This is a genomic window from Nocardioides humi (genome assembly GCF_006494775.1).
GTDB classification, from domain to species: Bacteria; Actinomycetota; Actinomycetes; order Propionibacteriales; family Nocardioidaceae; genus Nocardioides; species Nocardioides humi.
The window spans coordinates 336,980-350,185 of the sequence record NZ_CP041146.1; the positions used below are offsets into that span (position 1 = coordinate 336,980).

The following is a 13,206-nucleotide window of genomic DNA, read 5'->3' on the forward strand; positions in this document are numbered from 1 at the left end:
CAAGGACTGAATGTGCGCCTTCTGAACCGCTCCGCCGGTCGACTCTCGCGGCACCGCCGCGGTCCGATCGCCGGACTCCTGGTGCTCGTCTGCGCCCTCCTGCTGACAGGAGGCGCCTACGCGGCGCTCGCGCCGGCCCAGGCCGACACCGACCAGGACAGTGCGGCGCTGGTCAAGGAGGGCCGTGAGCTCTTCCTGGTCGGCTGTGCGTTCTGCCACGGCCAGAACGGTGAGGGCGTCCTCACCCAGGGCGGCTCGCAGTACGGCCCGGCGCTGACCGACGTGGGCGCCGCGGCGGTCGACTTCCAGGTCGGCACCGGCCGGATGCCGATGGCCCAGCCGGGCTCGCAGGCCCCGCGCAAGGAGGTCGTCTACACCAAGGAGGAGACCGCCGCGCTGGCGGCGTACGTCGCCTCGCTCGGCACCGGTCCCGCCATCCCCGACAAGGAGCTCTACTCCACCGAGGGGATGAGCGAGAAGGAGATCGAGGAGCTCGTCGTCCGCGGCGGCCAGATCTTCCTCGCCAACTGCACCGCCTGCCACAACTTCGAGGGCTCCGGCGGAGCCATGCCCCGCGGCGGCTACGCCCCCAAGATCCGCGACGTCGAGCCCCGGCACATCTACGAGGCGATGCTCACCGGCCCGCAGTCGATGGACACCTTCTCCGACGGCAACATCCCGCCGGAGGACAAGAAGGCCGTCATCGCCTATCTCAACACGTTGAACGAGGCCCCGAGCTACAGCGGCTTCACGCTGGGCGGCCTCGGCCCGGTGAGCGAGGGCATCATCGCCTGGGTCGTGGGCATCGGCCTCCTGGTCGGCTTCGCCGTCTGGATCGCAGCGCACACCACCCGCTCGAGCAAGAAGAAGGACGAGGCGGCAGCGTGACCGACGTACACGACACCCACTCCGACCCGCACGGGGGCGAGCTCGCGGTCGCCGAGCCGATCCCGGACCCGGGCCTGCCCGACCACCAGTGGCGGCCGACGGACGTCGACCCCGCCAAGGAGAAGCGCGCGGAGCGCCAGGTCGCCGCGCTGTTCGGCCTCTCGGCCGTCTCGACGGTCGCCTTCCTGGTCGCCTACTTCACCCTCGACATCGGCGACAACTGGCACGTCATCGGCGGCTTCGGCGCCTCGACGATGGCGCTGGGCCTGTTCCTCGGCCTCGCGCTGCTCTTCATCGGCGTGGGCATCATCCACTGGGCCCGCAAGCTGATGGCCGACCACGAGATCGTCGAGCTGCGCCACCCGGCGAAGTCCTCCGACGAGGACCGCGAGGTCGCCGTCCAGGCGCTCAACGACGGCATCGCCGAGTCCGGCATCGGCCGCCGGCCGCTGATCCGCAACTCGCTGCTGGGCGCGGTCGGCCTGCTCGGCCTGCCCGCCGTCGTCCTGCTCCGCGACCTCGGCCCGCTGCCGGGACGGAAGCTGTACCACACGATCTGGGGCAGCGGCACGCCGAACGCTCCGATGCGGATCGTCCGCGACGGCATCTGGACGCCGATCCTCGCCTCGGACCTCGAGATCGGCGACCTGGTCAACTGCCAGCCCGACGCCCTGCACAACCCGGAGCGCTACGACATCGACCCGACCGAGGTCGAGGGCGTGAACCTCCAGATCCACAAGTCCAAGGCGTCGCTGATCCTGCTCCGGATGAACCCGGGCGACATCAAGCCGGGCAAGGACGCGAACGGCGACAGCAGGGCCAACTGGACGGTCAACGGCATCGTCGCCTACTCGAAGATCTGCACCCACGTCGGCTGCCCGATCTCGCTGAACGAGCGGACGACCCACCACCTGCTCTGCCCGTGCCACCAGTCCACCTTCGACCTCGCCGACTCCGGCAAGGTGGTGTTCGGTCCTGCCGGGCGCCCGCTGCCGCAGCTGCCGATCACGGTCGACGACGAGGGCTACCTGGTCGCGCAGAGCGACTTCGACGAACCGGTCGGCCCGAGCTTCTGGGAGCGTGACTACTATGAGCGTTGATGTGAGCAAGGTCGCCACGACCAACGGCACGACCCCCGCGACCACCAAGGGCGGCCAGGCCGCCGGCGCCATCGCCAACTGGGCCGACGAGCGGCTCGGCCTCGGCGCGGCGATGAAGAAGAACATCCGCAAGGTCTTTCCGGACCACTGGTCGTTCATGCTCGGCGAGATCGCGCTGTGGAGCTTCGTCGTCGTCCTGCTGACCGGTGTCTTCCTGACGCTCTGGTTCGACCCGAGCATGACCGAGATCCAGTACGACGGCTCCTACGACCCGCTGCGCGGCGTCCACATGTCCTCGGCCATGGCCTCCACGCTGGACATCTCCTTCGACGTCCGCGGCGGTCTGCTCATGCGGCAGATGCATCACTGGGGCGCGATGATCTTCATCGCCTCGATGATGATCCACATGCTCCGGGTCTACCTGACCGGCGCGTTCCGCAAGCCCCGCGAGCTGAACTGGGTCATCGGCTGCCTCCTGCTGCTGCTGGGCACGATCGAGGGCTTCACCGGCTACTCGCTCCCCGACGACCTGCTCTCGGGCACCGGCGTCCGGGCCGCGGACGGCTTCATGAAGGCCTCCCCGGTCATCGGCTCGTACATGTCGTTCTTCCTGTTCGGCGGCGAGTTCCCGGGCGACGCGATCATCCCCCGCTTCTACGCCATGCACATCCTGCTGATCCCGGCCCTGCTGCTCGCCCTGGTCGCCGCGCACATGCTGCTGCTCGTCTACCACAAGCACACGCAGTGGCCCGGGCCCGGCCGGACCGAGCAGAACGTCGTCGGCTACCCGATGCTCCCGGTCTACGCGGCCAAGGCGGGCGGCTTCTTCTTCATCGTGTTCGGCACGATCGCGATGATGGGCGGCCTGTTCTCGATCAACGCCGTGTGGAAGTACGGCCCGTACGACCCGTCCAAGGTGACCGCGGGCTCGCAGCCCGACTGGTACATGGGCTGGCCCGACGGCCTGCTCCGGATCATCCCGCCGTGGGAGACCCACATCTGGGGCATCACCCTGTCGTGGAACGTCATGATCCCGATCCTCGTGATGCCGCCGCTGATGCTGATGATCCTGATGGCGCTGCCGTTCATCGAGGCCTGGATCACCGGCGACAAGCGGGAGCACCACCTGCTCCAGCGCCCGCGCAATGCGCCGACGCGGACCGCGATCATGGTCGCGCTGATGACCTTCTACGGCCTCTCCTGGGCCGCGGGCGGCAACGACATCATCGCGATCAAGATGCACCTGAGCATCAACCAGATCACGTACTTCCTGCGAGCCGCGGTGTTCATCGGTCCGGTGATCGCGTTCCTCATCACCCGGCGCTGGTGCATCTCGCTGCAGCGTCACGACGAGGAGAAGCTGCTCCACGGCTACGAGTCCGGCGTCCTGGTCCGCTCCCCCGACGGCGCGTACGCCGAGAAGCACCTGCCGCTGCCCGAGGCGAAGGCCTACACGCTCACCGCGCGCGACGACGACCCCACGCCCGAGACGCCCGAGCAGATCGAGGCCTCCGGCGCCACGGGCCGCAGCCTGCGGCTGCGCAGGCTGCGCGCACGACTCGCCACCGTGTTCTTCGCGGACAACGTCCAGAAGCCCACGGCCGAGGAGCTGCACGACGCCCAGCACCACGCCGAGCACGAGCTCCACGAGCTGGAGTCGCAGATCGCCGCCGGGCCCAACCGGCACGGTCCGACCGAGCACTGAGCCGGCGCCACCACGACGGCCGTAGTCCCTCAGGACTACGGCCGTCGCGATTTCCGAGCGGTTCGGCCGATCCGCCTTCCCCATCGGCGCGCCTACCGTTCTCCCGTGACCACCCTCCTACGCCGCGAACGCGCCGTCTGGGCTCTGTGCTGGCTGCTCCTCGCCACGACCTACGGCCTGACGATCTCAACGAGCTGGCGGAGCGTCGATATCGCCTCGGCCGAGGTCGCATCCTGGCAGATCGCCCACACAGGCGCGCCCTGGCTGGACAACCCGGAGGGAGGACGGCGCACCGCCGACGGCACCGCAAGCGCCGGGGAGTGGTCGGAGCTCGGCCTCTTCTGGACCTACAACGAGCACAACGGGCGTGCCGTCGTCCGCCGGACCCCAGGCGTCATCGCGGCCGGGGTGCCGGCGTACTGGATCCAGGCGCGACTCGCCCCAGACTCTGCCTCGACGCCCTCGGCCGTACCCGGCGGGCTGACGGCCGCGCTCCTCGCCGCAACCACCGTGCTTCTCGTGCTGCTCTCGGTCCGCGACCTCGTCCCTCGCCGTGCGCTCGTCGCCGTCGGCCTGACACTTGCCCTCGCCACCCCGTACTGGTCACTGCTGGCCGACGCCCTCTGGACCCACGGGGTGACCACCCTCGGCATCGCCGGAATGGCGTGGGGCGCCCGCCGCGAGCGCTGGTGGCTGGTCGGTCTCTTCGGCGGGATCGGGCTGTGGGGGCGACTCCACGTGGCCCTCATCGTCGCGCTGCTGGGGCTCGGCGTCGCCCTGTGGCGGCGCCGGCCGGCGATCGCAGTCCAGGTCGGCATCCCCAGCGTCGCGCTGCTGACTCTGACGTTCGTCTGGGGGCACTGGATGTACGGCGCATGGGGGCTCAACGCGGCCACGGGAGGCTACGGAGGCGTCGATCGGCTGGGCGAGCGCAGCACTCTGGGCATCGCCAACGTGCTCGGCTACCTCGTCTCGCCCGGGCCGGGCTCTTCGTCTGGACGCCGGTGCTGCTCGTCTTGATTGCTCCCGTAGCCAGGGGATGGCGAGCGACTCCCGACTGGGCACGGGTCCTGGCGGGCGCCGGTGCGGCCTACCTCCTGGTCCAGGCTGCCTTGAACCAGTTCCACGGCGGCACCGGATTCTGGGGCAATCGGCTCGGCCTGGAGACCCTGACGTGTCTGGTGCCGCTGCTGGCCTGCTGTCTGCACGAGGTCCGGCCGGTCGAGCGGCTGCTCTCCGTGGTCGCCGTGTGCTGCCAGAGCGCCCTCGTCTTTCCCGGAGCCGTCTACGACATCGCATACAGTCGCGGCTTCGCCTGGCGGGAGAACGACCTCTACCTGGCCGCCAGGGATCAGCTCGCGCTCATCGCCGCCGCGGCCGGTGCGGGTGCGCTCCTCGCGCTGGTTCTCGCACGGATCCTCGGCCAACGGCCTGTCGGTACGGACAGCGCCCTGGAAGCCGCTGAGAGCGCTCAGCTGAGCGCGGAGCCCGCGACGTAGTCGGCCCACGAGATGTTCCAGTCGCCCCAGCCGTTGCCGGGCTCCATCGGGCGGTCGGTGCCGACGTACTCGACGACGTCGCCACGGCGGGTCATGTCGTAGAGCCACGCGGCGTCGTCGGTGCTCATGCCGGTACAGCCGTGGGAGACGTTGGCGCGGCCCTGGGAGCCGACCGACCAGGGGGCGGCGTGGATGAACTCGCCGGAGCTGGTCACGCGCATGGCCCACTTGACGTTGTCGATGTCGTAGGCCTCGGCGGAGCCGCGGGCGATGCCGACGGTCTCGGAGTTCATCCGCTTCTGGGTGTACTTCTCCATGATCACCTTGACGCCGGAGCGGGTGGTGAAGCCGGCCTTGCCGGTGGTGATCGGCAGCGTGCGGAGCAGCTTGCCGTTCTCGAGGACCCGCATCTGGTGGGTGCGCGCGTTGACCTTGTAGACGTGCTTGTCGCCGACCTCGAAGTCGACCTTGCGGTCCTCCTGGCCGTAGATGCCGCCGCCGGCGCTGACGCTGTTGACGGCGACGTCGACGCTGACCTTGGTGCCGGCCTTCCAGTACTTCTCGGGGCGCCAGTGCGCCTCCTTGCTGCTGACCCAGTACCACGAGCCGGCCTGGGCGGGCGTCGAGGTGACGGTCATGTGCCGCTCGAAGCTCGCCTTGTCCTCGACCGGGAGGTCGAAGGTGACGATGACGGGCATGCCCACGCCGACCGTCTCCCCCTCCAGCGGCGCGACCGACGGATAGGTCTGCTCGGCGAGGCTCAGCTCCCGGGTGGTGAAGGTGGACACGCTCTCGACCTGCTTGCCGTCGCTGTTCTGCGCGACCGCCCGCACCCGGTAGCGGACCCCGGGCTCGAGCAGGCCCGACGCGACCCAGCGGGTGCCGTCGGCGCGGAGCTCGCCCTCGATCCGGCCCGCCTTCGACTTGAGCACCACGGAGGTGAGCGTGCCCTCCTCGGCCCGCACCTTGACGACCTTGTCGACCGGTACGCCGGTCGCGTCGTCCTTCACGTTGGTGGTGACGACCGCCTCGGACGCCGCCGCGGCCGTGGTCTCGTCGGCGGACCCGCCGCCACCGCCCGGCACGAAGCCCGACCCGTCGCATCCGGACGCGACGAGCACGATCGCCGACAGGACGGCGGCGAGGCGCAGGGCGCGCTGACGACGGGTGAGCGGGGAAGGCACCGCACGAGAATACCTGCCCGACACACCGATTCCCGGCTGGAAACACGTCGGCGGTGTCACACCGTGAGCTCCGCGACCGCGTCCGGCCGCCAGCGAGCCGCTCACCGAGCGGACCTCAAGCGCCGAAGCGTCTGGCCGCCAGCGAGCCGCTCACCGAGCGGACCTCGACCGCGAGCGCGGCAGCGCGGCGCCCGCGCGAAGCGCGTCGAGCGGCGCCCGCGGTCCGAGCGCAGCGAGGGACCGTGCGGTGCTGCTCGACAGGCGACGCGCTCGCGCCAACCAACTCAGTGCGCGTAGACCCCGCGGTAGTACTCGAAGATCCAGCCGCTGAGCGCGAGCGCGCCGAGCACGATCCCGATGATGAACAGCCACCAAGCGAGCACGGCCAGCGCGAACACCATCAGGCTCAGGGTCGCAGCGCACCACAGCGGCCACCAGGAGTACGGCGGGAAGAAGCCGAGCTCGCCCGCGCCGTCGGCGATCTCGCCGTCCTTGAGGTCCTCCGGCCGGGCGTCCATCCGGTTGGCGTGGAAGCCGAGGTACAGGGTGATCATGGCGCACAGGAGGGTGGTCATGACCAGCGCGGAGGTGCCGGTCCAGTCGGCGCCGGAGTCACCGGCGTCGGTGATGAACCAGTACGCGGGGCTGACGAGCACCAGGAAGACGGTCGTCACGCCGAAGATCCATGCTTCGACCTTCATCAGGCGTCGACCTCCTTGGCGCCGGCGCCTGCGGCGACCGGCTCGTCGTACATCTCGATGGCGGCGATCTCCGGGTGGTGGAGGTCGAACGCGGGCGACTCCGAGCGGATCCGCGGGATCGAGTGGAAGTTGTGACGCGGCGGCGGGCAGCTCGTGGCCCACTCCAGCGACCGGCCCCAGCCCCACGGGTCGTCGGTGTTGACGAGCGGGCCCTTGCGGGAGACGTAGACGTTGTAGAAGAACGGCAGCATCGAGGAGGCGAGGATGAACGCGCCGATGGTCGACACCTGGTTGAGCGCGGTGAAGCCGTCCTTGGGCAGGTAGTCGGCGTAGCGGCGCGACATGCCCTCGACACCCAGCCAGTGCTGGACCAGGAAGGTGGTGTGGAAGCCGATGAACAGCAGCCAGAAGTGGATCTTGCCGAGCCGCTCGTCGAGCATCCGGCCGGTGAGCTTGGGCCACCAGAAGTAGAAGCCCGCGAACATCGCGAACACGACCGTGCCGAAGACCGTGTAGTGGAAGTGCGCCACCACGAAGTAGGAGTCCGACACGTGGAAGTCCAGCGGCGGGCTGGCCAGGATGATGCCGGTCAGGCCACCGAACAGGAAGGTGGTGAGGAAGCCGATGGACCAGAGCATGGGCGTGTCCATGCGCACGGATCCGCCCCACATCGTGCCGATCCAGTTGAAGAACTTCACGCCGGTCGGGACGGCGATGAGGAAGGTCATGCCGGAGAAGAACGGCAGATTGACCGCGCCGGTGACGAACATGTGGTGGCCCACACGGCGACCGAGAGGATCGCGATGCCGAGGGTCGCGCCGACCAGGCCGATGTAGCCGAAGATCGGCTTGCGGCTGAAGACCGGCAGGATCTCGGAGATGATCCCGAAGAACGGCAGCGCGATGATGTAGACCTCGGGATGGCCGAAGAACCAGAACAGGTGCTGCCAGAGGATGGCGCCGCCGTGGGAGCTGTCGAACACGTGGGCGCCGAGCTGTCGGTCGGCCTCGAGCGACAGCAGCGCGCCGGCGAGGATCGGGAACGCGATCAGCACGAGGATCGCGGTGATCAGCACGGTCCAGACGAAGATCGGCATCCGGAACATGGTCATGCCGGGGACGCGCATGCAGATGATCGTGGTGATGAAGTTGACCGCGCCGAGGATGGTGCCGAGACCGGCCATCCACAGACCCATGATCCACAGGTCGCCGCCGACGCCGGGGCTGTTGACCGAGTCGGAGAGCGGCGTGTAGGCGAACCAGCCGAAGGACGCGGCGCCCTGCGGGGTGAGGAAGCCGGCGCCGGCGATCAGGCCGCCGAACAGGTACAGCCAGTAGCTGAACATGTTCAGGCGCGGGAACGCGACGTCGGGCGCGCCGATCTGCAGCGGCATGATCGCGTTGCCGAAGCCGAAGAACAGCGGCGTCGCGAACAGCAGCAGCATGATCGTGCCGTGCATCGTGAAGAGCTGGTTGTAGAGCTCCTCGTTGACGACCTGGCTGCCGGGATAGGCGAGCTCCGACCGGATGAGGAGCGCCATGATGCCGCCGGCGATGAACCAGGCCATGGCGGTGCCGAAGTAGAGGTTGCCGATCAGCTTGTGATCGGTCGTCGTCATGATGCGGACGAGCTGCTTGCCGAGCGGCTTGCGCTGGCTCAGGTCCGCGGAACGCGCGAGAGTGGTCACTCGTGCTCTCCCTCGTCGTCGTTGATGAGCTCGGTGGAGTACTTGCCGCCCTTGATCGGCTCCTCCGAGACGTGCGCGGGATCCTCGGCGAGATCGGCGAGGAAGGCCTCGTACTCCGCCTCGGTGACGACCTTGACGTTGAACAGCATCCGCGAGTGATAGGCGCCGCACAGCTCGTAGCACTTGCCGGCGAACTCGCCGGTCGCCGTCGGGGTCACCTGGTAGGAGTTGTCGTTGCCCGGCACGACGTCCATGCGCATCGCGAAGGACGGGATGCCGAAGTTGTGGATGACGTCGGGGCTGTAGAGCTGGAACTCGATGGTCTTGTCGACCGGGATGACCAGGGTGGGGATGTCGTCACCGGTGCCGGAGACGAAGACGTTCGTGCCCTCCGGGGTGTCCACCGAGTCGGGGTAGTTGAACGTCCACTGCCACTTCTGGCCGACGACCTTGACGATCACGTCGGGGTTGTCGACGTGCTCGAGCGCGATGTTCTGGACCCGCACGGTCTGCGCGAAGAACGCGATGACCATGATGACCGGGAAGATCGTGTAGAAGATCTCGATCGGCAGGTTGTAGCGGGTCTGCACGGGACCTCGTCGTCGCTGCGACGGCGGAACCAGATCGGGACCCCGATGATCAGCGCCCAGGTGATCACACCGACCACCAGCGCGGCGATCCAGGCGCCCTGCCACAGCTGCAGGATGTGCTCGCCCTGCTCGGACTTGATCTCCGGCATGCCCACCCGCTCCCACTGGGAGTCGGTGCCGCATCCGGAGAGCACGAGCGCGAGTACGACGAATCCGGCGAGCGGGGTCGCGCGACGGAATCGTCGCTGCCTGCCACGCGTGCGCTCGGGGTGCCACCAGCCCACGAACGAGCCTTCCTCTCGAGGGTCAGAACTATTGCGAACACTAGCGGAGAGCGACCCCCACCGGGCACGGGGGCCTCCCCTAGAGTCGGGTCGTGAGCAGCATTTCCGAGGTCTACCTCGACACGGCCTCGTCGGCACCGCTGCACCCGGCCGCGCGGGAGACGCTCCTGGCCGCCCTGGACCGTGGGTACGGCGATCCGCGGCGCCTCCACGCCGCCGGGCGCGACGCCCGGCTGCTCCTCGACAACGCCCGCGCCGTGGTCGCCGAGTGCCTCGGCGCCCGCCCCGACGAGGTGGGCTTCACCGCCTCGGGCACCGAGGCCGTCCATCGCGGCCTGCTCGGCCTGACCGCGGCCACCGGACGGGACGGGATCGTGCACGGCGCGGTGGAGCACTCCTCGGTCCTCCATGCAGCCGCCTGGCGCCCCTCGACCGCCCATGCGAGCGTCCCGGTGGACGCCGCCGGGCGGGTCGACCTGGCCGCCCTCGCCGAGGCCGCCGGCCGGCCCGGCGTGGGCGCGGTCGCGCTGCAGGCCGCCAACCAGGAGGTCGGCACGCTGCAGCCGGTCGACGAGGCGGAGCTGCCCGCCGACGTACCCCTCCTGGTCGATGCGGCGGCCGCGGCCGGCCACGTGCCGCTGCCCCGCCGCTGGGCCGCGCTGACGGCGTCCGCCCACAAGTGGGGCGGGCCTGCGGGCGTCGGGGTCCTCGCGGTGCGCCGCGGCACCCGCTGGACCAACCCGTTCCCCGGCGACGACGGCCTCGACCAGCTCGGCGGGTTCCCGGACGTCCCGGGAGCGCTCGCCGCCGCGGCGGCACTCCAGGCGGTCCTGGCCGAGCGGGAGGAGGTCGCCGCGCGACGGTTCGCGCTGGTCGACCGGATCCGCGCCGCCGCCGGCGCCCTGCCGGACACCGAGGTGGTCGGCGACCCGGTCGCCCGGCTCCCCCACCTGGTCACCTTCTCCTGCCTGTACGTCGGCGGCGACGAGATCGTGGCCGCCCTCGCCCGCCGCGGCTTCGGCGTCGCCAGCGGCTCCGCCTGCACGGCCTCCACGCTCGAGCCCAGCCACGTGCTGGCCGCCATGGGCGCCCTCACCCACGGCAACGTCCGGGTCTCCCTCGGCCGCGACACCACCGTCGAGCAGGTCGAGGCGTTCTGCGCGGCCCTCGCCGAGGAGGTCCACCGGATCCGGGCGGAGGCCGGCCTGTGAGCTCGCCCGTGACCGAGATCGACTGCCGCGACCTCCCCTGCCCCCGGCCGATCATCGAGCTCGCCAAGGCGCTGCCCGGCGTCGCGGTCGGCGACCTGCTGGCCGTGGTCGCCCGGGACCCGGCCGCCCGCCACGACGTACCGGCGTGGTGCCGGATGCGCGGGCAGGAGTACGTCGGCGAGGAGGTCGCCGACGACGGCGCGCCGCGGTACGTCGTGCGGCGGGTCAGCTGACGCCGGCAGCGCGGCGGGAGGCGCGCGACGGCAGCTTGCTGCCCCTCGTCATCGCGCCGGAGACGCGCTCGGCGCAGACGAGTGCTGTGGATGAGCGGTTGCCGGCGCCTGGCGGCTGATCGATGCTCCTCGCACGGTTCGCGTGTCATCATGATGGGAGCAGGAATGTGTCGATGTCGGGAGTCACTATGTCGTCGTTGCCCGCGTGGGCGGACTGGCCGGCGTGGCCGACCAAGTTGGAGCGCCTGCCGATGTCGCTCGAGGAGTACCTGGCACTCCCTGAGGGGATGCACGCCGAGTACGTCGACGGCGAGGTCATCGTGAGCCCGCCGGCCGCCAGCGGCCACAACAAGGCCCAGCGCCGGATCGCCAACGTGATCGAGGAGTCGCTGGCGGACGAGCTCGATGTGCGGACCGAGGCGGGCTGGCAGCGCCAGCAGCGCTACCGGATCCCCGACGTGGCGGTCTTCCCCGAGAAGGACCCGGCCGTGGTCTACGACGACAGCACGCCGATCCTCGTCGTCGAGGTGCTCTCACCGTCGACCGCCAGCGAGGACACGGTCCGCAAGTCCGGGGAGTACCAGCAGGGGGAGGTCACGCAGTACTGGATCGTGGACCGGGACCGGCGCACGCTGTCGGTGTTCGTCAACAACGGCGAGGGCTGGGACCGACTGCTCGACCTCGACGAGAAGTCCCCGACCGGCACGGTGACGGTCGGCGAGTGGGGCGAGGTCGCGCTCGACCTCGACGCGCTGCTGCGCCCTTAGACGCCCAGGTGCTTGGCGACCTCGGCAGCGGCCTCGTCGCCGTACGAGTCCCGGATCCGGCCCACGAACTGCTCGTGGGTGAAGTCGTACTCCTGCGTGCCGACGGTCTCGACGACGTAGGCGGCGAGCACGCAGCCGACCTGGGCGGCGCGCTCGAGCGAGGTGCCCCAGGAGAGCGCCGCGAGGAAGCCGCCGCGGAAGGCGTCGCCCACGCCGGTCGGCTCGACGGCGGCGACGTCCTTGGCCGCCGGGATCTCGAAGGACGTGCCGTCGCTGGAGGTGACCCGGACGCCGTCCTTGCCGAGCGTGGTGACCTGCAGGCCGACGCGGGTGAGGATCTCCGCCTCGCTCCAGCCGGTCTTCTTCTCGATGACGTGCGACTCGTACTCGTTGGAGAACAGGATCGCGGCGCCGTCGATGAGGTCGCGGATCAGGTCGCCCTCGGCGAACGCGAGCTGCTGGGAGCAGTCGGCGATGAAGGCGTAGCCGCGCTGGCGGCACTCCTCGGTGTGCCGCTTCATCGCCTCGGGGTCGTCGGCGCCGATGAGGACGTACGCCGGTGCCCCGACCCGCTCGACGATCGGGAGCAGCTCGATCTGGCTGGCCTCGCTCATCGCACCGGGGTAGAAGGAGGCGAACTGGGCCATCGTGGTGTCGGTGGTGCACACGAAGCGGGCGGTGTGCCTGCTCTCGGAGATGTGCACGGAGTCGCAGTCGACCCCGTTGCGCTCGAGCCAGGAGCGGTAGTCGGCGAAGTCCTCGCCCGCCGCCCCGACGAGCACCGGCCGCAGCCCGAGGCGGGCCAGGCCGAAGCACATGTTGGGCGCCACCCCGCCGCGGCGGATCTCGAGGTCGTTGACCAGGAAGGAGACCGAGAGCTTGTCGAGCTGGTCGACGACCAGCGAGTCGGCGAACCGGCCGCCGAAGGTCATCAGGTGGTCGGTGGCGATCGAGCCGGCGATCAGGAGGGAGCCCGTGGGTGCAGTCACGACACGGAACCTTAACCGAGCCGTTGCCGCGGCGACCGCGATCCCACTGGGGATACCCGGAAGTAACGCTTAGCGTCGAGGACATGCCGCCGTACGAAGAGATCGCCGCCCCCGCCGACCTGCACGCCGACTGCCAGGCCGTCAGCCGCCGCCTGCAGGAGGCGGCGGTGAAGGCCACCCGCCCCGCGCCCAGTTTCCACTACGACGAGCGCCCGCGCGAGACCCCCAAGCGCGACATCGAGATCTCCGAGGCCGCCCAGCGCCTCGCCAACGCGCTCCACCTCCACCTGGACTGAGCGGCAGCGTCCCGCGTACACGGCGGGAACGACGAAGGCCCCAGCCGATCGGCTGGGGCCTTCGTCGTCGCC

Annotated in this window: 13 protein-coding genes and 1 pseudogene; 9 read left to right on the forward strand and 5 right to left on the reverse strand. The window is 70.0% G+C overall.

What is annotated here, in order from left to right; genetic code table 11:
• The first annotated feature begins 12 nt into the window (after nt 1-12).
• From qcrC to FIV44_RS01630, 5 genes are all read left to right on the forward strand, one after another.
• Nucleotides 13-888 (forward strand): cytochrome bc1 complex diheme cytochrome c subunit, encoded by an 876-nt coding sequence (qcrC, locus tag FIV44_RS01610; protein ID WP_141002976.1) that lies wholly within the window; start codon nt 13-15, stop codon nt 886-888.
• Nucleotides 885-1,988, forward strand: a complete 1,104-nt coding sequence (qcrA, locus tag FIV44_RS01615) for a cytochrome bc1 complex Rieske iron-sulfur subunit (RefSeq protein WP_141002977.1) — start codon at nt 885-887, stop codon at nt 1,986-1,988. Before qcrC ends, qcrA begins: the two co-directional genes overlap by 4 nt.
• On the forward strand, nt 1,978-3,693 hold the full coding sequence (gene qcrB, locus FIV44_RS01620; protein ID WP_141002978.1) for a cytochrome bc1 complex cytochrome b subunit: 1,716 nt from the start codon (nt 1,978-1,980) through the stop codon (nt 3,691-3,693). The genes qcrA and qcrB overlap by 11 nt, the downstream gene beginning before the upstream one ends.
• Nucleotides 3,694-3,798: 105 nt before the next feature.
• The gene (locus FIV44_RS01625) at nt 3,799-4,713 is read left to right on the forward strand and encodes a hypothetical protein (RefSeq protein ID WP_141002979.1); all 915 of its coding nucleotides are present in this window, start codon (nt 3,799-3,801) and stop codon (nt 4,711-4,713) included.
• The gene (locus FIV44_RS01630; RefSeq protein WP_141002980.1) at nt 4,698-5,192 is read left to right on the forward strand and encodes a hypothetical protein; all 495 of its coding nucleotides are present in this window, start codon (nt 4,698-4,700) and stop codon (nt 5,190-5,192) included. Before FIV44_RS01625 ends, FIV44_RS01630 begins: the two co-directional genes overlap by 16 nt.
• Here FIV44_RS01630 and FIV44_RS01635 read toward each other — a convergent pair.
• The 4 genes and pseudogenes from FIV44_RS01635 to FIV44_RS01650 form a co-directional block, all read right to left on the reverse strand.
• Nucleotides 5,165-6,376 (reverse strand): L,D-transpeptidase, encoded by a 1,212-nt coding sequence (locus FIV44_RS01635; RefSeq protein WP_246086757.1) that lies wholly within the window; start codon nt 6,374-6,376, stop codon nt 5,165-5,167. The two genes, FIV44_RS01630 and FIV44_RS01635, sit on opposite strands and share 28 nt — an antisense overlap.
• Before the next feature lie 284 nt (nt 6,377-6,660).
• The gene (locus tag FIV44_RS01640) at nt 6,661-7,077 is read right to left on the reverse strand and encodes a cytochrome c oxidase subunit 4 (protein ID WP_141002981.1); all 417 of its coding nucleotides are present in this window, start codon (nt 7,075-7,077) and stop codon (nt 6,661-6,663) included.
• Nucleotides 7,077-8,764, reverse strand: a pseudogene (gene ctaD / locus FIV44_RS01645) (aa3-type cytochrome oxidase subunit I). Before ctaD ends, FIV44_RS01640 begins: the two are co-directional and overlap by 1 nt.
• Entirely contained in the window at nt 8,761-9,354 is a 594-nt protein-coding gene (locus FIV44_RS01650; RefSeq protein ID WP_181410925.1) for a cytochrome c oxidase subunit II, read from the reverse strand. The pseudogene ctaD and the gene FIV44_RS01650 overlap by 4 nt, the downstream one beginning before the upstream one ends.
• Before the next feature lie 376 nt (nt 9,355-9,730).
• On the opposite strand from FIV44_RS01650, the gene FIV44_RS01655 reads away from it, so the two are divergent.
• The 3 genes from FIV44_RS01655 to FIV44_RS01665 all read left to right on the forward strand — a co-directional run bounded on the left by FIV44_RS01655 (nt 9,731) and on the right by FIV44_RS01665 (nt 11,849).
• Nucleotides 9,731-10,849 carry a cysteine desulfurase family protein gene (locus FIV44_RS01655; RefSeq protein WP_141002983.1) on the forward strand — a complete coding sequence of 373 codons (1,119 nt, stop codon included), beginning with the start codon at nt 9,731-9,733 and terminating at the stop codon, nt 10,847-10,849.
• Nucleotides 10,850-10,857: 8 nt separating this feature from the next.
• On the forward strand, nt 10,858-11,082 hold the full coding sequence (locus FIV44_RS01660; RefSeq protein ID WP_246086758.1) for a sulfurtransferase TusA family protein: 225 nt from the start codon (nt 10,858-10,860) through the stop codon (nt 11,080-11,082).
• Nucleotides 11,083-11,255: 173 nt separating this feature from the next.
• Nucleotides 11,256-11,849 (forward strand): Uma2 family endonuclease, encoded by a 594-nt coding sequence (locus tag FIV44_RS01665; protein WP_181410926.1) that lies wholly within the window; start codon nt 11,256-11,258, stop codon nt 11,847-11,849.
• On the opposite strand, the gene FIV44_RS01670 is transcribed toward FIV44_RS01665, so the two are convergent.
• Entirely contained in the window at nt 11,846-12,781 is a 936-nt protein-coding gene (locus FIV44_RS01670) for a carbohydrate kinase family protein (RefSeq protein WP_141007677.1), read from the reverse strand. The two genes, FIV44_RS01665 and FIV44_RS01670, sit on opposite strands and share 4 nt — an antisense overlap.
• Nucleotides 12,782-12,921: 140 nt before the next feature.
• Here FIV44_RS01670 and FIV44_RS01675 point away from each other — a divergent pair, with 140 nt between their 5' ends.
• A complete protein-coding gene (locus FIV44_RS01675) occupies nt 12,922-13,134 on the forward strand; it encodes a hypothetical protein (protein WP_141002986.1) in 213 nt (70 codons plus the stop codon).
• Nucleotides 13,135-13,206 lie beyond the last annotated feature (72 nt).